Genomic DNA, 21,838 nt, shown 5'->3' on the forward strand with positions numbered 1-21,838 from the left:
GACAAGACTTTTGGTTTCAATGAATGACTGTTTTTGACGAATGCTTCCTATTGCAGTTGAACAGGGACATACGCTTTGTCATGATGCAGCATTTCGCTCACTTTGACAAATTCATAGCCTCGATCCTTTAATTCAGGTATCACTTGTTTCAGTGCTTCTACCGTCTGCTTCCGATTTCCCCCGCCATCATGCAAAAGAATGATATCGCCGCCTTGAATATGATCAATAATCCGGCTCGCAATTTTGCGTGAGCCTGGTCTTGACCAGTCCTTCGGATCTTGCGTAAAGGACCACATGACCACGTCATATCCTTGCTTTGACAAAATGCGGAATGATGTCATCGTCAAGCGGCCGCCAGGAGGGCGAAATAATAAGGGCCCGCCTGGCTGGAGTGAAGCGATATGAGCTGCTGATTCTTTTAGCTCCTGCTTGATCTCTTTTGAGGATAACAGGTCAAAATACGTATGATTCATCGTGTGATTGCCAAGCTCATTTCCTTCGTCCACAATCCGTTTTGCGATCTTTGGATATGCGTGAATCCGGCTTCCTACGACAAAAAAGCTGGCATTTACTTGATGCTGCTTCAGCACATCCAATATTTGATTTGTATACACTGGATGAGGTCCATCATCAAAGGTGATCGCAATCTTTTTCCGTTCCGCTCTCATGTCCCAAAAGGCACGTCCTGTTTTTTCAAGATCGACTCTTTTTAATGTTCGTGCCTCTATTTTATTAGGAACAAAAGCACATAGCAGCAATATACACATCAAGACATGCAACCCTCTCATTTGACCGCCTCCACAGAACATTCTTACAGATTAAATTGCCCGCTTTTTGATGAATCATTCAGCATTCATGGTCACGATCCGCATCTCTGACTTCTTTTTTCACATAAAAAAAGCCGGCCCATCAGGCCCGCTTTTTGTTTCACGTTTGGTTTCTCTCTTCAACTGTCGAACGTTGCTTAGAATTCATACAGACACTCTCCTTCTTGGATTTGATTTTGAGCCCATAATAATTTCTGATAATACTGGTTGGACTTCTGGTATTGTTGGGAGGCTTCTAAGGCTGTCGCAATTTCTAGTGAGATATCCTCTATATAAGAGTATAGGCTAAGTTTTTCCAAATAATCAATGGTTTTTTGCAGTTGTTCTTCATTTATTCCTTGAACATATAAAGCATCCAGATACTCAAACATATGACAGAACAGCTGGTCTTCATGCTTCTTTGCAGCTAATTTTCCATCTTCTAATATGCGGAGTGCTTCCACTTGTTCATTTTGTCTAAAAAGCAGTTTTGCCAGCGTATAGAGCGTATGCGGAAGCGTGGGAAGCTGCTCTTTGCGGGCAAGATCAGCCGATTCCGTTAAATAACGTTCTGCTTCCTCTCGATAGCCCAGTTCCCCGTAACATTTTCCTAAATTATAAAGCGCTGAACTGTATATACGCGGGTGATCAATTTGTGATGCGAGCTGTTTTGCCTTTTTTAAATGAGGCAGTGCCCGGTCTTTTCGTTTTAGATCTTGATAGTTTCCTGAGATAACAAAAAGGCTCTGAATGATGCGAATAGAATAGGCATCATGCTGATCGTATATTTCCAGCGCCTTTAAAATATGATGCATCGAGACATGCGTTTGCTTCATGATATAGTAGGCTTCTGCTACTTTAAAATGAAACTCAGCCTGCTCAATATCATCAAATACCATGGACAGCTGTTTTTCTGCCACTCGATAATATTTGACGGCTTCTAAATATTCTTTTTGACTAAACTCATGCATGCCACGAAAAAATGCATGGTAATAATGCAGCATATCAGATAACTCATGATTGGAATTTTCGATTTTATCGACAAGATTAGATACTGAGAAAGGTTGATATTTTGAAGGGTGTATATAGTCAAGCATGATCTGGTGCCGAAAACACATGAGCTGATAATAAATCAGTAAATGCTGGTCCTCTTCCATCCGTTCAATTTCCGCTTCTATTTCTACTTTCAGGATTTCCGCATCTGGAACACTGAACTGCCGTATCATTCGATACCATTCATTAATTTTCATACCTACATGTGAAGAAAGAACCTTCCCCATGTTCCGAAAAAACCCCTTCCTTTTCGGTCTAATATTACATATTTTAGCACGCTTCTTGACCGCCAAGCACCGCAAAGAAACCGCAAACATATGAGAAGGTCAGCAAAAACAGACGAACAGAAGTCCGTTTTTTTCGAATGAGATGATTTTTTCATCGTACAGACACAGACAATCCCCCCTTCACATACATTTGAGGATATAGGCAGCGGCCTAAACATGGTGGAGGTGAAAATCGTGGCAGGAGTATTTACAGCGATGGGATTGATGGTCAAAGAATTGGTGTTCTTAGTGTCCTATGTCAAAAACAATGCCTTTCCACAGCCCCTTTCGGGAGATGATGAAAAAAAATACTTAGCCCTTATGGCACAGGGCGATGAACACGCGAGAAATATGCTGATTGAACATAACCTTCGGCTCGTCGCCCATATTGTCAAGAAATTTGAAAATACCGGGGAAGACGCTGAAGACCTCATCTCCATCGGGACGATCGGACTCATTAAAGCCATCGAAAGCTATTCCTCTGGAAAAGGAACAAAGCTGGCAACGTATGCGGCACGGTGTATTGAGAACGAAATTCTCATGCATTTACGCGCACTCAAAAAAACAAAAAAGGATGTCTCCTTACACGACCCAATCGGTCAGGATAAAGAAGGCAACGAAATTTCATTAATTGATGTCTTAAAATCCGAAAATGAAGATGTGATCGATACCATTCAGCTCAACATGGAGCTTGAAAAAGTAAAAGAGTATATCGACATTCTCGACGGACGGGAAAAAGAAGTCATCGTCGGCCGGTTCGGCCTTGATTTAAAGAAAGAAAAAACGCAGCGGGAAATAGCAAAGGAGCTCGGGATATCGCGGAGCTATGTATCCCGTATTGAGAAGCGGGCGCTGATGAAGATGTTTCATGAGTTTTACCGGGCGGAGAAGGAGAAGCGGAAGAAAGCGAAGGGGAAATAATGGAGAAACCGATAGCTTTTAACTATCGGTTTTTTACTACTAGCTATAATCGTCATCACAATCAAACACTGTTTATCAAGACTAAATTAAAAAAGTCCTTAATAAATATAAAAGAGCACATATTTACATGAATAATATGTGCTTTACATTTCTTCAATTGAAGCGCCCGATTGTTGAATAAACCAAACTTCTTATTTATGATACAGTTTACCTTAGCGTATAAATGAAGGATTTCTACTATTCTCTTATTTGGATATATTGATTAACCCAACATTTTTATTACTTACTGTTCACCCTCTTGATGGGAGGCAGCTAGCAAGTAATCTTACTCCATTTTCAATTTCTTCAATTGATAATCCACCAAATCCCAACATGATGTAGGAATCACCTTCGAGGTTTGGATTAAGCCAAAACCTAGATGGGGAATAAGCTTTGACACCTTTTTGGAAACCAGCTTCGATCAACTCGAAGGCTGTTACGCCTTTTAGTTTCAATAAGATATGTAAGCCTGACTTTTCTCCAACAACTTTTACTTGAGTACCCATATACTGTTCAATGCTCCTTAACAGAGTCTGATGTTTTCTTTGATAAATCTTACGCATTCTTCGTATGTGCCTCTCGAATTCCCCGGATTGCATAAACAGAGCCATAGCCCTCTGAATAATAGGAGAGGCAGATTGTTTGTAAGCTGTGAACTTTCGTGAATATTGAACCATTAGAGAAGATGGAAGTACAATATAACTTAATCGGGCTGAAGGTAGAAATGATTTAGAAAATGTACCTAAATAAATAACCCTTTCTTCTTCGTCCAAAGATTTCAGTGAAGGAATAGGCTGTCCCCTGTATCGAAACTCGCTGTCATAATCATCTTCAATAATGTATCCCTCAGTTTGATAAGCCCATTTTAATAATCGCATTCTTTTCGATATGGACATAATCATACCAAATGGAAATTGGTGAGAAGGTGTTAAATACACAGCTACTGCCTTGCTCATTTGAATATGCTCCATTGACAACCCGTCCTTTTCAAGAGGCACTGGTTCAATCTGGCATCCTTGGTCTTTTAAGACCGATCGAATTCCACTGTAACCGGGTTCTTCCATGGCCACGGCTTTTTCCTAGAGTGCTAAAAGACGGCAGATTAACGCCATGGAGGCTTGTGTTCCCGCCGTTACAAGAATCTGTTCTGGTGTAGAGCATACACCTCTGGATTGCAGTAGATAGTTTGAAATCTCTCTCCTCAATGCAAAGTCACCCTGATTTTCCCCATAATGAAATACTTGATCAACTGCGTCTGACAGACATTTTTTCCACTGCTTCAAGGGAAACTTGTCAAGATCGATGTTTCCATATTTAAAATCCACAAGGACCTCGCTTGATTGTATACTTTCCAACCTAATAGGATGTTCCACTACAATCGAATGTAGTAAAGGTTTCTCAATCTCAGCTACCCATATTCCACTTTTAGGGACACTTTCTAGATACCCCTCTGATTGTAGCTGCTGATATGCTGTCTCAATCGTGTTTCGGCTAACCTTTAAATGAGCCGTTAGCTGACGAATTGATGGCATTTTCATTCCTGGCAAGAGCCTACCTTCCTCAATTTCATTCTTAATCCAATGATACAATTGACTATATAACGGCTCAGACGACTCCCTATGTAAAAATGGGGTAATTTCCACTGTTAACCCTCCATCTGTCCCTATTGTTTTTTAAAATTCTGTCACTTTTATTAGACACAGAAATTTTCTAAAATGATTTTATCATTTATAAAGAAAGTTGGGATAAAAAAATTCATACGGTCCGCCAAGAAAATTAATATGTACAGATGATGAGAGGATTGATTTTTCTCAAGATACGATCGGATATAAATTGTTGGGATTATTCTTGAAATAGGTGCTTTATTGGGAGAATTCTTACGCTGATGAAATCCCCAAATAGAGAGAAATTCATATTAGTAAACATTCAATGTAATAGTAACAAGCATAAGTTCCCTACTTCGTAGGTTGATCTAAGAAAGGATATGTTAAGTATGCAAATTAACCAGTTTGGACAAAAAATCGGTGAGCCAGTTAAGGGGTATCAACGCCCGCTAGTTCCAAAAAGAAATAAAATAGCAGGAAAATACTGTACATTAGAAAAGGTATCCATCAAGCATTTTGATGATCTGTACAAAAATGTTTATGGGCCCGATAGTGAAGGTAAACAGTGGACCTATCTGCCGACCGAAAAATGTACCAGTGAAAAGGAATTCGAAATTTTCTTATCAAAATTGATAAAATCAGAAGACCCTTTTTACTATGCAATAGTTGACAATGTGACTGACGAGGCACTGGGCTGTTTTTCACTAATGAGGATCAATATCGAAAATAGTTCAGTGGAAGTTGGACATGTAATATACTCTGAAAAACTAAAAAAAACTAGAATTGCTACTGAAGCACAGTTTCTATTGGCGCGTTACGTATTCGAAGAACTGCACTATAGACGTTATGAGTGGAAGTGTGATAGTTTAAACGATCCTTCTAGAAAGGCAGCTCTAAGATTGGGATTTCAATATGAAGGAACTTTTAGGCAAGCACTTGTATACAAACAAAGAAATAGAGATACAGCTTGGTTTTCGATAATTGATAAAGAATGGCCGAATATAAAAAATCGGTTCGAAAAGTGGCTTCTGGAAAGCAATTTTGATGAATACGGAAATCAAATATCAAAACTAGACACCCAGCTTTGAAACGGGAAATTACTTTATCCATTTTTATGATGTTTTGAAACAGATCCTTGGCTTCTTGCTCCTTCTTGCTCTCGAAGTTTTCTCTGGTCACAGAGTGTTGCTATAAGGATATTACCAATAGATAATAAACATCCAACAGTAGCTGAAATCGCACTGGAAATGTTATGTAATTCCAGTTGTCATTGTGAATAGAGATTCTTCGGGATAAATACAAACTCTTAATCACTAAATGTATTCAACTCTCTGAAAGCAATGTTAAAGTAAAAGATACGTTGCAAAACAAACTAAATTATGTAAGTTGAAGGATGTGACACCATGCTAATGCCAATTACACTTCGTGGTCGCTTAGTCTGCTTAGAACCCATGACGATTGACCACGTTAATGATCTCTGTACTGCTGCCTCAGAAGATAGGTCAACTTACAACCTATACTTATGTTCCAAATGGACAAGAAGATACTAAACGCTACTTTGAAATTGCTCTAGCCGACTTCACGAAATGTCGCGCGTTGCCATTTGTAGTTCGTCACTTCGATACAGGCCGTATTGTCGGAACATTACGATTTTCTTAATCTGGAAGTTTTTTTATGGCCACCGGGCGTTGCAAATGGACCTTCCCCCACAGATACCAACCGTGGCAGAAATCGGTAGCACCTGGTATGCAGCTTCGTTTCAACGTACTGGTGTTAATACAGAGTGCAAGCTTCTGATGCTGCACATGCATTTGATTCGTGAAATACGATGAGAGTCACACTGAAAACTGACGCTCGTAACATAGTTCATGTTCTACTATACAAAGGCTTGGTGCTACTTTTGAAGGCATTCGCAGGACACACCTCCCTGCAAGTGATGGTAGCATTAGGGATACAGCTTATTTTTCAATCATTGCCGAAGAATGGACTGCGGTGCGTACAAATCTCAAAGATCGGCTTGAAAATATAACAGAGTAAAGCGAACGAGATCAGAGTGTAATGAACATAAGCCGGAGCCTCTTGTTGAGCAGGAATCCGGCTTTTTTATGACAAGTGGCTTAGCGTGCGAAATCCGCAATTTTTGTAGGTGGTCCACCTTGAAAAAGTCAAATAAAAAAAGCCAGCCTCATTTGAAAACGTACAGGAAATTTGACTTTTTTATTTTAGTTTGAAGTTATGCTTTGTGCAAAAAATTCACGTTTTCTAATGTGAAATTTGGAAATAAAAACAATCCTATGACCCGTCTCGGCTGAACCCCAAATAGACCTCGTTCCGTGGTCATGTATCTGTTGAAAAAGCTAATTCTTTTTTGGGTTCTTGTACCTTTTGGTTACTAAGCACAAAACTTACGATTGCTGCAACGCTACAAACATATGGAAGTAAAGAATATCCCCAATTAGATATGACATAACCTCCAATCATTGAACCAATGGTAATACCAATATACAGAGCCGTATTATTCCATGCCATAACAATTCCTCGTTTTTTTGGATATTCCACAGCTAATCGTGCTTGGTATGATGTAAATCCTGCATACCCAACTAAAGCCCACATAAAAAGAAAGAAATAAACCCAATCATCAGATGAGAAGAATATCCCTAAACAAATGAGTATTAAAATTAAGAAAATTAGCGTAGCCTTCGAAATTTTCACTTCTCCGAATTTATCTGTTAATTGCCCACTCGTAAGGCTCCCCAAAACAGCACCGACACCATAAAAAGCAACAGCTAGTGCGATTTCTGATGATGAGAATTTATTTTTGGAGTAAAGAGCTGCACCTAGATAAACATAAAGGGTATACATTGAAATCGCCCAAATGGTAGTAACACTTACAGAACCAAGTAATCTTAGCAGATTTCCTTCTAATAGGTTTCTTGTTAAATCATTTTTAGGAATAGATTCCCATGTTTTAAAATTCACTACCGCCAATATGGCTCCTATGATTGACATTACAACAAATACTGAACGCCATCCAAGAAAATGCTCTAATAACGTACCTATTGGCGCACCTGCCCAAAGAGCAGTCAAGTGCCCTGAGACAACAATCGAAAGCCATGTACCTCTTCGATTGGGTGGGGCAGTATCTCCAATGATTGCGTATATCAAAGGAGTGATGGAAGCAACGGATAAACCAGCTAAAATACGGCTAACAATCAGCCATAAAAATGAAGGAGAAAATGCAGTTAGCGTATTAGAAATAGCGAACAGCAACAAGCCAAATGTAATCAATGTTCTCCGATTTTTTATATCTGAAAGCCAACCGAAGAAAGGAGCCGAAAAAGCATATGTAACTGCAAAAACAGTTACCATCCATCCAGTAGTCGATGCACTAACTTTAAATACCTCTGAAATAAACGGTAGTAATGGGGATACCACAAATAAATCAGTACCCATTAGAAACAAAGTTATCCAACCAACGCTTAAACTTATCCTCCCTTGCAACTCCATATAATCCCTCATATAAAATATATTTTTACATGTATATTCTCTAGGGGGCATAAAAGAACTTTATGTAAGTGGAACTACCCCTATAATATGAGACCAAAAAACACCGATAGTTTGAAACCACCAATGTTTTCTCGGACAATTACTTCTCCCATTAGGCCCTGAGTAAATTTGAAGTCATTCCTTACATCCATTTACACTGTTTTATATTCATTTTAAGCACAAAATGGGCACAATTCAGGAATCCATCCAAATAGAAAAGGAAGGTCTAATCACCTTCCTCTTTATGCACCAACTCGATCTGCGGCAATTTTGAAACCACCATTTGAAGCACTGTCTGCATCAACAAAGTGAATTTTAATAAACTAATCTCCAATACTGCTTAATTACCTATTGAGAGAGTTGCCATGCAAATCAAAAGTTATTGCGATCTCACTAAAAATTTAAATTGCGGTGCCCTATTGCCTTTTTCTGCGAACGAAAACTTGTTAATATTCACATTACTAATAGAGTGCCGGCTTGGGTATTTCATTCCTGCCTCGTTCAATTATTGTTGCACTAGTATCTACTGGTGATTTACCTTAAACTTTATTTGAGCAAAAATTGCCAAACTCTTTATCGCTTTAAAAACGGATAACCTCTAGGAGTCAATGAAATTTCATTAATTGATGTCTTAAAATCCGAAAATGAAGATGTGATCGATACCATTCAGCTCAACATGGAACTTGAAAAAGTAAAAGAGTATATCGATATTCTCGACGGACGGGAAAAAGAAGTCATCGTCGGCCGGTTCGGCCTTGATTTAAAGAAAGAAAAAACGCACGGGAAATAGCAAAGGAGCTCGGGATATCGCGGAGCTATGTATCCCGTATTGAGAAGCGGGCACTGATGAAGATGTTTCATGAGTTTTACCGGGCGGAGAAGGGGAAGTGAAAACAAACTCTTTCCAACTTCTAATAAAAACAGGCCTTGTTGGGTCTGTTTTTATTTTATCATCACAATTTAGGCCATATACACACAAAAAAGCTATGTCATGGTTTTAATCTTCATTTATTTCACTATGTTGTTTTCTTTTAGAAAACGCTCAAAATGCTTATGACCTTCATCCTCAATTTGACCATCTTCAATAAGATATTCTCCAATTAATAGCCCTAGATCATTCCACTTCTCATATTTCTTTAAAAGCGTTATCCCATAACTATTTTGATCAAAAAACAATAACCATCTTCCTGTTTCTAAACTCTTAAAAAACACGCCTTCGTAATCAAAGCCATGTTGATAATATCCTACATGTAAATGCATAGTATGTCTAAATTATGTAATCTTTCATCTGTACACACTTTCATCTTGCTCCCCTAACTTTTCATATCATGCTGAAAATCAATATGCCTCAATTCGGACCATTCAACAAAATCAGGCACTGTTTTTGTCGTCAAAAAATGATGAACAATTTGATAAGCTTGATCTCGATTGATATAGCTGCACGACGGCACATACAATGGTGCTCCTGCGACCAAATGCTCGATGGTTTCGATCTTTTCTATCTTTTTAAAAGGGACCAAAAAATTTGGATATCTCATGATAAAGAACCCATACGGTTCAATATAAAAGAAAACTAGACTTTCACTTTCCAAATCTCCCTCAATCTCAATGGAAGATTCCCCATTTCCTTGTTTCCAATACTCTTCATCTTCCTGAAAGAAGGTCCTTTTCCCATCTTTAAGAACTTAACCAATTGTCCTATTTCCTTCAAATTCATAAAAAGCTTTTGGTTTTTGCTTTAATTTTAGCATGTTATATAACTTTGGATTGAGCTTTTGAAAGGTTTGCGTGTTGACCCATTTTACTTCTTCAATATCGTGATCCGGATCGAGAATGCTCATTTGTCCTCCGGTAATTTCGGCAAAGAAGGTGATCATCAGCGCATGATGCTTTTTATCTTGAAAAAACGCTTCTCGAACCGAATGAAGTTCATTTATTTTGCAAACATACCCTGTCTCTTCTTTCACCTCACGGACCACGGCCTGCTGCAGGTGTTCACCTTTTTCCACAGTACCGCCTGGAAGTTCCCAATATCCCTTTACATTTTTGACCATTAACATATTTTCTTCCTCATCATAAATAATAGCTGATACCACGTCTACTCGTTTCAAATGAATCCCCCTCAATCATTCTCTGTTCACATCAATTGTCGAATAAATAGCACGAACTGTTCATTTCAATACATTCATTATACTGTATCCTTGATACAAGATAATGGATAAGGAAGCAAAACAGCATTCTTGAGCAGATTGGAGGCCACAGCATGTGGATCATCATCATTTTACTTATTGTCCTCATTGGATTTACAGGGAATATCGTTTCTTTATTAAGACAGATGAAAGAGTCGAACGAGAAAATCATACAACTGTTAGAACATCAAAAACCGAAAAAATAAAAACTTCTCTCATTTAGAGGGAAGTTTTTTAGAGAAAGCAATTGGAGAAATCTTACCGTTTCTCATTAAGCAACATATATCTGATTCGACGAATATAATGTAGCGCAATATGACCGAGACATAAAATGAGCCCAATCATCGCAAGAATATAGATGGGCAGCATCAAACCAGGTACATAGTTGATGATATAACCCAAACAAAACGCTGTCAGCATATATAGGCTGATCAACCTCATCAATACCATCCGAAGCCCTCCCTTTCTACATTCACTTTAACATATTTTCCCTTCACCTTCATGATTGGCTTTAAAAAAAGATGCGAATCCACTAAGATTCGCATCATTATTACGTATTCAATTCACCTTTCTTCGTCCGCGCTTCCTTCCACTGCTCAAGCTCTGATACTGTCAATAATTGATATCCTTGTTTGGTCAATTCTTTGATAATCGTGACAGCTGCGTTTGCTGAGGTGTCATAGATGTCGTGCATTAAGACGGTTTCTCCGCTAGACGCATGTGTGAGAATGTAGTTGGCGACGTATTGGCTGTTGCGATATTTCCAGTCTTCAGGATCTACGTCCCAAAGCGTGACTTTCATGTTGACAGCCTCGTTAATCTGCCCGTTTGTTCCACCATATGGCGGTCTAAAGTGAGTCGGTGTGAAACCGCCTGCTTTTTCAATGATTTGCTGCGTCTCTTCTATCTGTTTGACGGCTTGTTTTAATGGCAGTCTTGTGAGTAAAGGATGGCTATAGGAATGATTTCCGATTTCATTTCCACCCTTTCTGATTTCACCTAGCATATCGGGGTAATATTGAACCCTGCTGCCTAATACAAAAAATGTCGCATGTCCTTTGTTTTCTTTTAAGGCATTTAAAATCTTTGAGGTCGTTGATGGATTTGGTCCATCATCAAATGTCAGGGCAATGGCTTTTTGGTTTGGGTTGAATACTGCCTGTTTTGGCAGTTTTACGATCTTTCTTTTTGGGATCGGTTCTTTTTTCTCATTTTTGTTCTTTTCTTTATTAATATATTCAGGCTTTAACATTCCTTTAAGCAGTGTTTTCTTAATCGCCAGCACTTGAGGGCCTTGTTTGTCTGGTGCAATTTGTCCTGCTGGAAAGTAGAATTCAATAAAACGATCCTTGATGGCAAAATACTGATAATGCTCTGCCTTAGGAGTCGTTCCTTGTTTAAGCAAATGCTCGTTTTCAGCAAGAGAGCGATCTTTCTTTAACTCCTCAAATGTCATTTGAGACAGTTTTTGCAGACTTTCTTTCTTTGATAAAAATAGATCATCTATAGATAAAAAATGCTGTTTCTTGAAATCAAAATTGAATATCTTCGTTTCATGTGCGCCTTTTACTCCGCCTTTCAATTCATATGTATTGAATTTGATTGCAGCGGTTTGCTTGGCATAATGAGTAATCTCGTAATCTATATTTAATTCGTATCGATTCTCTTCATCGACATCGCTCGCTTCGCTAAATGATGTTTTGAATTTGTCTAGCGCTGTTTCTGCAAATCTTTTCATCTCTTGATCTAACTTTTTTTGATGAAACACCGGATAGTTGACAGCATATCTCATGTATCTCCCGTCATTCACGAGGGTGACTATTTCAACTTCTTTATAGCTCGCATCTGGTTCTACTTTCTTCTTCTCCGTCCCGCTTGCCTGCTGATTATGATAAAACGCAGCGATTCCGATGATGATTGCAAGTCCGCATAGGACGAGACTGACTTTCCATTTCATTGACACAATGATTCCCCTCTCGTGATGGCGTCATGTCTTGATGACGTGTGTTTGTAGGATAGACTTTGGGCGAACCCGATTTAGTTTGCAAAAAACAAACTTGTCACATTTTAGACACAATTTAAGAGAGGAATAGAAAAAGGACTTGATTTCTCAGCCCTTTGATTATTTTTGCATATATAGTTGAAATAATTTCGTTTCTTCATCAATAGAACGTGCTCGATCAAATGCCGCTCTGACCGTCTTTGTATTGTTTATGAGCTCGTACAGCATGGTCAGGACAAAGATAAATGCCGCATCTCCATCAATGTAATCATCAGGTGCTGTATAGGACAAAGCACCTGCTTCTAAAAAGGCATCAGCAAGTTTTTTCTCACCTAGTGTGCAGCCTGTAGAAATGACGTGAACCCCTTTTAATGAAGCATACCGCTTGATTTCATCCGCTCCAAAAGTTGCACCTCTAGGCTCCTCATCTTCGTATACATCTTCCCCTAACTCCGGCATGAGAAACGCTCCTTCTTCCCCATGAAATGATAAAAGAATGTAATCTATTTCTCCTCTATTTTTTCCAGATAGCACATTGATCAGGTCATTTGGTCTGCCAATCCATTCCATATCGACTTTCACGCCGAAGTTTTCAAATGCTGCACGCAGGGCAAAAGATTCTAGCTCACTATTTGGTCCTGTTGCTAATGTGATGCGCATGGTCTGTTGTTCCACTTGTATCTCCTCCAAACGATGATAAAAATAAACCCATTTTTTCTTCATCTGCATATGTATCCGTCCATTTTAGTGCACTGATCAATACATTTGCTCGATGTCCTGTCGTTCTCGTGCGAAGGAAAGAGCTTCAAGTCCTCAAGCCTTGCCTACTCCCTTTCCGTGGGCATCAGCCGTTGCATACATTGCTGCTACATTCGCTCGGTGCTTTAAGGATGAGTGTGACCACAAGCTGTCCTTGATAAAAGGGCGCCAAATGTCTACATAGATTGTGCCGAAGCAAAACGAGCCGCATATTTGTCTTTTGTACCGATTTGTTCTTCTTCATAACTCATCGCAAAGCCCTCTGGATGTAATCGCAGTGCTTCTAGTCTTAATGCTGTATATTTTTCAGCATCCTCTGGTGTTAACAATCGTATATTCAGAAAATCGCCTCCAACAGAATAATGGATACTTCTCATTTTATCTTGAAAAGAACTTTGGATCAAAATTTTATTCCTGAATATAAAAAGGCACCCCATAAAAGGATGCCCTAGTCACATTACCACTTGCAGCGTTTTACTGGACGGCAGCAAGGGTTTTTGATATCCCTGCCGCAATCGTATTCTTCCACAATATACTCGTTATGAGTAGATTCAGTGACAGGATAGTAGTTTTCAATTCTTTTGATATTTTTATTGACGTTTGTGATATGCGTTGGATGAATTTTTCTGATCGTTTGTTCATTCGTTGTCGTGTTGACTATTTGACGTGTGGGGAAAACAACCGTTTCATCTCCTCCTTGGTTTCCTCTGCGAGGCCCAAAGAAAAAATCATCTAATCGATTCCGGCTCATCTCAACACCCCTTCAAGTTATCTTTCACTTACACTCTATCGTATGTAAGAAGCGCCTTTCGTGACTAGATGCTTGTCTATTTTTTAAAAAATCCACTATTCATCTCGTTTTCTCTTTCTTTACAAAAGGACAATTTTAACATATTATACAAATGATATATTGTGGTAGAAGAAATAGTACTCCACAACTTTCCCACTATCATCAAATACGAGGTGAACGATATGATCAATACGACACAACCAATCGATCGAAATAAGCTAGACATTGCACTTGAACTGACTCAATTGCATTTGAATCGTTTTGAAACAAATCATCCTGACCAGCTGAGTGAGGTTTATGCGAAATATTATGCGCTGCTTGAAGTGCTGGATTTGTCTTCCTATGATCAATTGATTGATTTATTGCCAGATGAGCTAAAACAGACGCTTGAGTAAAAAACCCTCTATCCACATGGGATAGAGGGGTTTCTTTATACTCGTGCTGCCATATCGGTTTCGATTTGCTCTAAGCTTCTTCCTTTTGTTTCGACTAGTACAAAGCGAGTGAACAATAGTCCGATTAAGCAGATGACACCAAATGAGGAGAAAATGACTCCAAAGCTGAATTGATCTGCCAAGATAGGGAACACGAGTCCAACGGCTAACGATCCCGTCCAGTTAAAGGCAGATGAGATACCTGCTCCGATACCTCTGACAGAAAGCGGGAAGATTTCGCCGATGATGATCCACGTGATCGGTGCCCATGAGAAGGCGTAGCACAAGATAAAGCAGCAAAGGGAAATCAATGTCACCCAGTTTAAAATCCCTTCACTAACGCCAAGTGCACCTAATGCGGCTGGTGCAAAGAAAGAAAGGGCCATACCTGTGCCTCCTACGGTGAGAATCGTTCGGCGGTCGAACCGGTCGACAAACTGTAAAAAGATCACGGTGGTGACGACAAAAATGACACCGACAATGACTGTAAAACCTGCGGCAACCTGAGGTGCAAGGCCTACATTCCGAGCAATACTCGTTGCATAATACACAATGGAGTTCGCGCCTTGAATTTGCTGAAGGGTCGCCATCCCAACGCCGATGAAAAGAGCCATTCTGAATTTCTTTTGAAACAATTCACGAATACCAGATCGTTCTTCTTTCGCGACTTCTAAAATTTCCTGCATTTCTGCGTCAATTTCTTCACGGGAAGAACGCAGTGATCCTAATACTTCACGTGCTTTATGAGCCATTCCGTGTTTAATTAAATATCTCGGAGATTCAGGGAGCCTTAGCATGCCAATATAAAGCACGATGGCAAATAAAGCGGCACTTCCCAGCATCCAGCGCCAGCTGTCTGGAATAGGTTCAAACACAAACGCGACAATATAGCTCAGCAATAGTCCGCTCACAATCATAAGCTGATTGAGCCCAGATAATTTCCCGCGGATTTTAGCAGGAGCGATTTCAGACATGTAAGCTGGCACCAAAGATGAGGCTGTTCCTACTGCTGTCCCTAAAAAGATACGTGCAATGGTTAATGAAATCTCTTCTGGTGCGATGGCTGACCCTATAGCTCCGACAAAAAAGATGATCGATGAGACCAAAATGAGCTTTCTGCGGCCGAACTTATCCCCCATAAGGCCGCTTAAAATCGAACCAATGATTGCTCCGCCCATTAATGAAGAGACGACAATTCCAAGCCATAATGGGCTGAGCTGAAATTCTTCCTGAATATGTCCTTCTGCCCCTGCAATAATACCAATATCATATCCGAATAAGATGCCTGCAAAGGACCCGAAAAAGAAGATAAATTTGCTTGACACTTTTTTCTCCAAGTGGATGACCCCCCTCACTTAATTAACCGCTTTCATTTCATCCCGTGCTTCTACTGTAAACAGTAGAAGACCTTTCACCCTTCTATAAAACCACATATTCTGCATGAACTAGTTTTGCAAAATGAACAATTTGATCAACCGTTAAATTGAGGGATACGACTGTATGATGACCCCCGCCTTGCTTAATCCATGCTTTGACTCCGTCCTGAAAATTCGGCTTGATTTTCCAGAGCACACGTGCAACCGGTAAATGAGGTGCTGCTTCCTCCGGCTCAAAGGCTTCGACTTCTTGTATGAGCCATTTGAAATGAGTCCCAAAGTCAGCAATGGAAACAACAACACCTTCGCCTGCTTTTCCATCAAATACAAGGCGAGCTGGATCCTCCCTGTTTCCGATACCAAGTGGAGATACGACAATCACAGGTTTCGTATGGGCGAGCGCTGGATCTACTTCTAACATATGAGATTGCAGCACTGCTTCCTGTCCAGAGGACATTTCATACGTGTAGTCCTCCATAAAACCAGTGGATTGATGATGACTCATCACCTTTAATAATCGGTCCAGTGCAGCAGTTTTCCAATCGCCTTCCCCAGCAAAGCCATATCCCTTTGCCATCAGCCGCTGTACCGCAAGTCCTGGTAGCTGTTTCATTCCATGTAAATCTTCAAAGTTTGTCGTAAAGGCATTGTAGCCGCCTTCATCTAAGAAGCGTTTAATGGCGATTTCATAACGTGCTTGCACCTTGACACTTTTTTCCCATTCTTCAACTGAATACGTTCCATAATCCACATCATATTGCGTTAAATACTCCGCAAATAATGCATCTACTTCTGCTTCTTCTACTGCATTGACATATTCAACGAGATCGCCTATTCCAAAGTAATCAACGGTCCATCCTAGTTGAATCTGGGCTTCGATTTTATCGCCTTCTGTTACAGCCACGTGGCGCATGTTGTCACCAAACCTAGCCACTTTAATCTGAAAGCTCTCATGATAAGCAGCCGCCACGTCCATCCAATCAGCGATTTGCTGCTGTACGTCTGACTTAGACCAATGACCGGTTACAATTTGATTTTGTTTATTTAAGCGTGCATTGATATAGCCATATTCTCTGTCTCCATGTGCAGATTGATGAAGATTCATATAGTCCATGTTGATCGTGTCCCACGGAATCTTCTCATAATACTGTGTGACAAGATGCAAAAGAGGCTTTTGCAAAAGGTTGGTCCCGCGTATCCACATTTTTGCCGGTGAAAATGTATGCATCCACGTCATCACGCCGACAACCTCATCGCGATAATTGACCTCTTTCATGAGCTTTGTGATTTGATCCGCGCTGACAGCCAGCTCCTGAAGGATCACTGGGTAAGGAAGTAAACCACTCTCATTTAAGGCATCCGTCATCTTTTGTGCATCTGCTTTTACTTTCTGCAGTGCTTCATCTCCATATAAATGCTGCGATCCAACAATAAACCAGCATTCTTTATGTTGACTTGTTAACATAGAAATCCCTCTTTTCTTTATCTTGAAGGTTTTTGTCCGTAATACGCATGTTCTCCATGTTTTCTTAAATAATGTTTATCTAAAATTCGCTGCGGGAGAGGCTCCGCGTATTCGTTTAATTGCTTTGCGAACAGATTCATTTTGGCGACTTCATCTAAAATCACACTGTTTGTGACCGCACTTTTTGCATCTTTCCCCCACGTAAATGGGCCGTGACCTTGAAGCAATACACCTGGCACCGCCATCACATCTAGGTTTCTTTTCTCAAACGTTTCGATGATCAGCCGGCCCGTTTCTACTTCATAACCTCGATTGACTTCTTCTTCTGTCAGAAATCGAGCACAGGGAACAGCGCCGTAAAATGTATCGGCATGCGTTGTGCCCATTGCCGGTAAATCAAGACCTGCCTGTGCCCAAACGGTTGCCCACATGGAATGGCTATGTGAAATACCGCCAATTTCCTCAAAGTGTTTGTAAAGAACAGCATGTGTTGCTGTATCTGATGAAGGGCTGAATTCCCCTTCCACTACTTCACCGTCAAAGTCGACAACAACCATGTCTTTTGCTGATAATTGGTCATACGCTATGCCGCTCGGCTTAATAACAAACAAACCACTGTCACGATCACACGCACTGACATTGCCCCATGTAAATTTCACAAGTCCGTATTTCGGCAAATCTAAATTCGCTTCAAATACTTCTTCTTTTAAACGCTCTAGCATACGCTTGTCACTCCTATCTTTGGCATCAGATGTGCTACTGCCGCTTCTTCAATCGGAAGGCCCTCTTGATAGCGCTTTAAAAATTTGTCAAAGCCTTTGACATCAAGCGGATCGGGTTTTATGAGCTCTTCTGATGTATGGGTAAACACTTGATGCGTGAGAAATTCAGCCAATGTTTGCTTTTGATGGTGAACCATATAGGAAGCAAGGACAGCCATCCCAAACGCACCGCCTTCTCCCGCAGTGGAGACGACTGATACAGGTGTATCAAGCGCTGCTGCGACCATTTTTTGACCAACGAGCGGTGTTTTAAATAACCCCCCATGCCCTAGTAAACGATCAATCACAACCTGTTCATGTTCTTTTAAACGATCCATCCCTATTTTCATTGCGCCAAAAGCAGAAAAAAGATGGGTACGCATGAAATTAGCCAGATTAAAACGGCTTTCAGCTGATCTGACAAAAAGAGGTCTTCCTTCTGGCAGTCTTGTAATATTTTCACCAGAATAATAGCCATAGCTTAAGAGTCCGCCGCCATCTCGATCTGCTTCTAAAGCCTGCTGCAATAAAGCTGCGTATACCTTTTCTGACGCCACTTGCATGCCCAATGCGTCAAATGCCTCTCTGAATATATTCATCCAAGCATTTAAGTCACTTGTACAGTTGTTCGCATGAACCATTGCAACTGGCATTCCGTCCGGCGTTGTGACCATATCCACTTCTGGATACACACCCTTTAGCTCCTGCTCTAGCACAATCATGGCAAAAACAGATGTCCCAACTGAAATGTTCCCTGTCCGTTTTTCTACACTGTTTGTTGCCACCATTCCCGTTCCGGCGTCACCTTCCGGCGGGCAAAATGGAATGCCTGGCTTCAAATGTTTGCCTTGATCTAAAATGGCTGCTCCTGCTGCCGTTAACACGCCAGCCTCCTCGCCTGCTAAATAAACACGCGGCAGAAGGTGACGCAGCTTCCACGGATAGCCTTTTTCTGCGATCAAGTCTTCAAATTGATGGAGCATTACTTCATTGTAATCCTTCGTTTGTTCATCAATTGGAAACATGCCTGATGCATCACCAATTCCAATGGCCTGCTTTCCGGTTAACAGCCAGTGAATGTAACCTGATAGGGTGGTCATATATTCTAAGCGGGAAAGATGTTTTTCCTCTTCTAATATGGCTTGATACAAATGGGCAATGCTCCATCTTTCTGGAATATGAAATTGGAAGACATCCGTCAGTTTTTGACTCGCCTCAATGGTTGTTGCATTTCGCCATGTGCGGAACGGAACGAGGACCTCTCCTGTATGATCACATGCCACATAACCATGCATCATAGCTGATACCCCAATTGAGCCAATGGTTTGAATGGTAACGCCATACCTTTGCTTCGCTTGTTCTTTCATCTCCCGGTACGCTACTTGAAGACCTGTAATGATATCGATTAAGTTGTACGTCCAAATTCCTTCCTGGAGAGAACTTTCCCATTCAAATGTACCTTGGGCAATTGGTTGAAACGCTTCATCTATTAAAATGGCTTTAATTCGTGTTGAACCAAATTCAATCCCTAAAGATGTCCGTCCTTCTTTTAAGGCTTTGGTCGTCTCTTCATGATTCATTCTGCATTCACCTCCATTATTGATAGCGGTTTCAATTTTAATTTTCTAGATTCATTGATTCTCTGTGCACATTCACAATATAATATTTGTACGTACATATGTCAATAATAAATATAATTGTACATACACAATGTGACAAAAACCTGCACTTTTCTAAAGCTGAGACGACAGAAGGGGAAAGCGCCTGTTTTTGATTCGACAACCATGTTAAAATATGTCCATACAATTTCTTCTCAATCCGAGTAGATGATCAACTGAGAAAGAAGTGAAACGATGAAAAAGAAGTACCAGATCATTATCGATGATATAAAAAGCAAAATACTCACAGGGGATTACCGGATCGGGGAGCGTATTCCAACCGAATCAAGCCTGCAGGAGATGTATCAAGTGAGCAGGCATACGGTTCGAAAGGCCATCTTAGAATTGTCGAGCGAAGGTTTTTTGCGAAGTGAAAAGGGTTCAGGCACATTTGTGACCAATCAATATCAAACAAAACCTGCTGGACATACGCATATGAAAACGATTGGGGTCATGACGACATACATATCCGATTACATTTTCCCTTCCATCATTCGAGGCATTGAAAGCCGATTAAACGAAGAGAACTATTCTTTGTTACTGGCAAGTACGAATAACGATGTGGAGCAGGAGAAAAAAGCGCTGGAAATGATGCTGTCGTTTGGTGTGGACGGACTCATTGTCGAGCCGACGAAAAGCAATTTATATAATCCGAACATCTCGTACTACCTATCTTTTAAAGAACAAGATGTACCGCTCATTATGATCAATGCCTATTATGAGCAGTTAGAGGTTCCCTTTCTCTGTTTAGATGATGTGAAATCCAGCTATTTAGCCACAAAAGAGCTGATCACCTCTGGACATCAGCAAATCGGCCTGATCTCAAAAACAGATGACTTACAGGGAAAGTACCGAATGAAGGGCTATATTCAAGCCCTCGGTGAAGCCAAGCTTAATTTTCTGCCTGAGCACGTACTCTTTTTCGATACAGAATCGAAGCAGCATTTGGGGGATAATATGAAAACTTTCTTATTAGAGCATCAGCATGAGCTGACTGCCCTTGTTTGCTATAACGATGAGGTTGGATTAGAAGTCGCCAATGTATGCAGTGACATCGGGCTGTCCATTCCAGAGGATCTCTCCATTATTGGACAGGATAATTCGTATATTGCCCAGAAAAATGCCCATGTGAAGCTGACAACACTCACCCACCCTCAGGAGCAAATGGGCCGGGATGCGGCAGACTGGATGATTAAAAAAGTTCAAGGGAAAAAGAATCTCCCTCATCAAACCTTTTACGAGCCTGAATTGGTTCCAGGTGAAACGATCAAACAAATGAATGCAAGAAAAAAATGAGCCCTTTTTGGAGAAGGCTCATTTTTTATATAATTAGATCTCTTCTTTAGGGGCAGGCACTGCGCATACGCCATCTGCACATGCGGCTTCAAATGAATTGTCAGCTTCTTTCTCAGCTTGAGCTGCTTCTTCTGTCCAAGCCGTTTCAAGTGCACGCAGGAAGGTATCGGCTGGCTGTGCACCTGCCACTGAATATTTGTCATTTATCAAGAAAAACGGAACAGCATTAATACCAAGCTGTCTCGCCTCTTTTTCGTCCTCTCGTACATGATCTGCAAACTCTTCGCCGTCTAGAACTTGCTGCACATCCTTCAAATCAAGACCTGCTTTTTCTGCAATATCTAAAAGGGTTTGACGATCACCAACATGTTTTCCATCTGTAAAATACGCTCGAAACAGCTCTCCCATGACGAAATCGCCTTTCCCCATTTGACCAGCATATTGCGCCAATCGATGGGCATCAAAGGTGTTTGTCAACACGAGTGGATCAAATTGAAAATCAATTCCCTTCTCTTTGCCGGCCTGCTTCACCTGCTCATTCATTGCCATGGCCTGGCTGCGGCTCATCCCATATTTTTTGACGAGCATATCATGGACATCATAATCGACCTGAGCAGGTGCATGCGGATCAAGCTCAAAGCTTTTAAACTCTATTTCTACCTGTTCCTTCTGAGGGAATTGTTCAAGCGCTGTTTCTAGCTGTTTTTTTCCTATATAACAAAAAGGACAGGCGATATCTGACCAGATTTGTACTTTCATCTTTATCTTCCTTCCATGCTTACGCTTTTTCTTTAACGATGTAACTATTATAGTTACATCCAATCGATGATGTCAAGATTCTGCTCTTGATTTAGATAAAAAAGCCTCTCCTTC

General features: G+C 40.5%; 23 protein-coding genes and 1 pseudogene. 6 read left to right on the top strand and 18 right to left on the bottom strand.

From position 1 onward, the window contains the following. Nucleotides 1-47: 47 nt before the first annotated feature. Together C6W21_RS07750 and C6W21_RS07755 are read right to left on the bottom strand one after the other, a co-directional pair. Complete coding sequence (locus tag C6W21_RS07750) at nucleotides 48-788, bottom strand: polysaccharide deacetylase family protein (RefSeq protein ID WP_106049878.1); 741 nt, start codon at nucleotides 786-788, stop codon at nucleotides 48-50. Nucleotides 789-964: 176 nt separating this feature from the next. Next, a complete protein-coding gene (locus C6W21_RS07755; RefSeq protein WP_106056074.1) occupies nucleotides 965-2,086 on the bottom strand; it encodes a response regulator aspartate phosphatase in 1,122 nt (373 codons plus the stop codon). Between the two features lie 231 nt (nucleotides 2,087-2,317). Here C6W21_RS07755 and sigK point away from each other — a divergent pair, with 231 nt between their 5' ends. Further along, the gene (gene sigK / locus C6W21_RS07760) at nucleotides 2,318-3,046 is read left to right on the top strand and encodes an RNA polymerase sporulation sigma factor SigK (protein ID WP_106050223.1); all 729 of its coding nucleotides are present in this window, start codon (nucleotides 2,318-2,320) and stop codon (nucleotides 3,044-3,046) included. Between the two features lie 290 nt (nucleotides 3,047-3,336). Here the strand turns inward: sigK and C6W21_RS19205 are convergent, their stop codons facing one another. Continuing rightward, entirely contained in the window at nucleotides 3,337-4,149 is an 813-nt protein-coding gene (locus tag C6W21_RS19205) for an aminotransferase-like domain-containing protein (RefSeq protein ID WP_223249536.1), read from the bottom strand. A 15-nt stretch (nucleotides 4,150-4,164) separates the two neighbouring features. Beyond that, nucleotides 4,165-4,728, bottom strand: coding sequence for a GntR family transcriptional regulator (locus C6W21_RS19210; RefSeq protein WP_223249537.1), 564 nt, complete (start codon nucleotides 4,726-4,728; stop codon nucleotides 4,165-4,167). A 350-nt stretch (nucleotides 4,729-5,078) separates the two neighbouring features. Here C6W21_RS19210 and C6W21_RS07770 point away from each other — a divergent pair, with 350 nt between their 5' ends. After that, nucleotides 5,079-5,777, top strand: a complete 699-nt coding sequence (locus C6W21_RS07770; protein WP_106049880.1) for a GNAT family N-acetyltransferase — start codon at nucleotides 5,079-5,081, stop codon at nucleotides 5,775-5,777. Between the two features lie 1,249 nt (nucleotides 5,778-7,026). Here C6W21_RS07770 and C6W21_RS07780 read toward each other — a convergent pair. After that, nucleotides 7,027-8,196, bottom strand: a complete 1,170-nt coding sequence (locus C6W21_RS07780) for an MFS transporter (RefSeq protein ID WP_106049881.1) — start codon at nucleotides 8,194-8,196, stop codon at nucleotides 7,027-7,029. A 646-nt stretch (nucleotides 8,197-8,842) separates the two neighbouring features. Between C6W21_RS07780 and C6W21_RS07785 the strand changes: the two are divergent. After that, nucleotides 8,843-9,126: pseudogene (locus C6W21_RS07785) on the top strand (sigma factor-like helix-turn-helix DNA-binding protein); the annotation flags it as partial. 117 nt (nucleotides 9,127-9,243) lie between these two features. Here C6W21_RS07785 and C6W21_RS07790 read toward each other — a convergent pair. The 3 genes from C6W21_RS07790 to C6W21_RS07800 all read right to left on the bottom strand — a co-directional run bounded on the left by C6W21_RS07790 (nucleotide 9,244) and on the right by C6W21_RS07800 (nucleotide 10,346). Continuing rightward, nucleotides 9,244-9,495 carry a DUF3986 family protein gene (locus tag C6W21_RS07790; RefSeq protein ID WP_106049882.1) on the bottom strand — a complete coding sequence of 84 codons (252 nt, stop codon included), beginning with the start codon at nucleotides 9,493-9,495 and terminating at the stop codon, nucleotides 9,244-9,246. Between the two features lie 53 nt (nucleotides 9,496-9,548). Beyond that, entirely contained in the window at nucleotides 9,549-9,773 is a 225-nt protein-coding gene (locus C6W21_RS19435; RefSeq protein ID WP_411266016.1) for a hypothetical protein, read from the bottom strand. A 147-nt stretch (nucleotides 9,774-9,920) separates the two neighbouring features. Continuing rightward, complete coding sequence (locus C6W21_RS07800; RefSeq protein ID WP_106049883.1) at nucleotides 9,921-10,346, bottom strand: NUDIX hydrolase; 426 nt, start codon at nucleotides 10,344-10,346, stop codon at nucleotides 9,921-9,923. A 152-nt stretch (nucleotides 10,347-10,498) separates the two neighbouring features. Between C6W21_RS07800 and C6W21_RS19365 the strand changes: the two genes are divergently transcribed. Then, nucleotides 10,499-10,630 (top strand): hypothetical protein, encoded by a 132-nt coding sequence (locus C6W21_RS19365; RefSeq protein ID WP_003217310.1) that lies wholly within the window; start codon nucleotides 10,499-10,501, stop codon nucleotides 10,628-10,630. 52 nt (nucleotides 10,631-10,682) lie between these two features. Here the strand turns inward: C6W21_RS19365 and C6W21_RS07805 are convergent, their stop codons facing one another. From C6W21_RS07805 to C6W21_RS07825, 5 genes are all read right to left on the bottom strand, one after another. After that, nucleotides 10,683-10,874, bottom strand: coding sequence for a hypothetical protein (locus C6W21_RS07805; protein WP_106049884.1), 192 nt, complete (start codon nucleotides 10,872-10,874; stop codon nucleotides 10,683-10,685). Between the two features lie 100 nt (nucleotides 10,875-10,974). Continuing rightward, entirely contained in the window at nucleotides 10,975-12,387 is a 1,413-nt protein-coding gene (locus C6W21_RS07810; RefSeq protein WP_106049885.1) for a polysaccharide deacetylase family protein, read from the bottom strand. A gap of 159 nt (nucleotides 12,388-12,546) precedes the next feature. Further along, nucleotides 12,547-13,101: a delta-aminolevulinic acid dehydratase gene (locus tag C6W21_RS07815; RefSeq protein WP_106049886.1), complete on the bottom strand. Its 555-nt coding sequence runs from the start codon at nucleotides 13,099-13,101 to the stop codon at nucleotides 12,547-12,549. Between the two features lie 260 nt (nucleotides 13,102-13,361). After that, nucleotides 13,362-13,589, bottom strand: a complete 228-nt coding sequence (locus C6W21_RS19215) for a hypothetical protein (protein ID WP_223249538.1) — start codon at nucleotides 13,587-13,589, stop codon at nucleotides 13,362-13,364. 53 nt (nucleotides 13,590-13,642) lie between these two features. Further along, a complete protein-coding gene (locus tag C6W21_RS07825) occupies nucleotides 13,643-13,936 on the bottom strand; it encodes a spore coat protein (protein WP_106049887.1) in 294 nt (97 codons plus the stop codon). A gap of 221 nt (nucleotides 13,937-14,157) precedes the next feature. Here C6W21_RS07825 and C6W21_RS07830 point away from each other — a divergent pair, with 221 nt between their 5' ends. Then, complete coding sequence (locus C6W21_RS07830) at nucleotides 14,158-14,370, top strand: hypothetical protein (RefSeq protein WP_106049888.1); 213 nt, start codon at nucleotides 14,158-14,160, stop codon at nucleotides 14,368-14,370. Between the two features lie 35 nt (nucleotides 14,371-14,405). On the opposite strand, the gene C6W21_RS07835 is transcribed toward C6W21_RS07830, so the two are convergent. The 4 genes from C6W21_RS07835 to C6W21_RS07850 form a co-directional block, all read right to left on the bottom strand. Beyond that, nucleotides 14,406-15,746: a sugar porter family MFS transporter gene (locus C6W21_RS07835; protein WP_106049889.1), complete on the bottom strand. Its 1,341-nt coding sequence runs from the start codon at nucleotides 15,744-15,746 to the stop codon at nucleotides 14,406-14,408. Nucleotides 15,747-15,828: 82 nt separating this feature from the next. Beyond that, nucleotides 15,829-17,250 (bottom strand): L-arabinose isomerase, encoded by a 1,422-nt coding sequence (gene araA, locus C6W21_RS07840; RefSeq protein WP_106049890.1) that lies wholly within the window; start codon nucleotides 17,248-17,250, stop codon nucleotides 15,829-15,831. 17 nt (nucleotides 17,251-17,267) lie between these two features. Next, nucleotides 17,268-17,972 (bottom strand): L-ribulose-5-phosphate 4-epimerase, encoded by a 705-nt coding sequence (locus C6W21_RS07845; RefSeq protein WP_106049891.1) that lies wholly within the window; start codon nucleotides 17,970-17,972, stop codon nucleotides 17,268-17,270. Then, entirely contained in the window at nucleotides 17,966-19,591 is a 1,626-nt protein-coding gene (locus tag C6W21_RS07850) for a xylulokinase (RefSeq protein ID WP_106049892.1), read from the bottom strand. Before C6W21_RS07850 ends, C6W21_RS07845 begins: the two co-directional genes overlap by 7 nt. A 273-nt stretch (nucleotides 19,592-19,864) precedes the next feature. Between C6W21_RS07850 and C6W21_RS07855 the strand changes: the two genes are divergently transcribed. After that, nucleotides 19,865-20,965, top strand: a complete 1,101-nt coding sequence (locus C6W21_RS07855; RefSeq protein WP_106049893.1) for a GntR family transcriptional regulator — start codon at nucleotides 19,865-19,867, stop codon at nucleotides 20,963-20,965. Nucleotides 20,966-20,998: 33 nt separating this feature from the next. Here C6W21_RS07855 and C6W21_RS07860 read toward each other — a convergent pair whose 3' ends face one another. Beyond that, on the bottom strand, nucleotides 20,999-21,724 hold the full coding sequence (locus C6W21_RS07860; protein WP_106049894.1) for a DsbA family oxidoreductase: 726 nt from the start codon (nucleotides 21,722-21,724) through the stop codon (nucleotides 20,999-21,001). Nucleotides 21,725-21,838 lie beyond the last annotated feature (114 nt).

Source organism: Bacillus sp. NMCN1, from assembly GCF_002998085.1.
In the GTDB taxonomy this organism is placed as follows: domain Bacteria; phylum Bacillota; class Bacilli; order Bacillales; family Bacillaceae; genus Bacillus.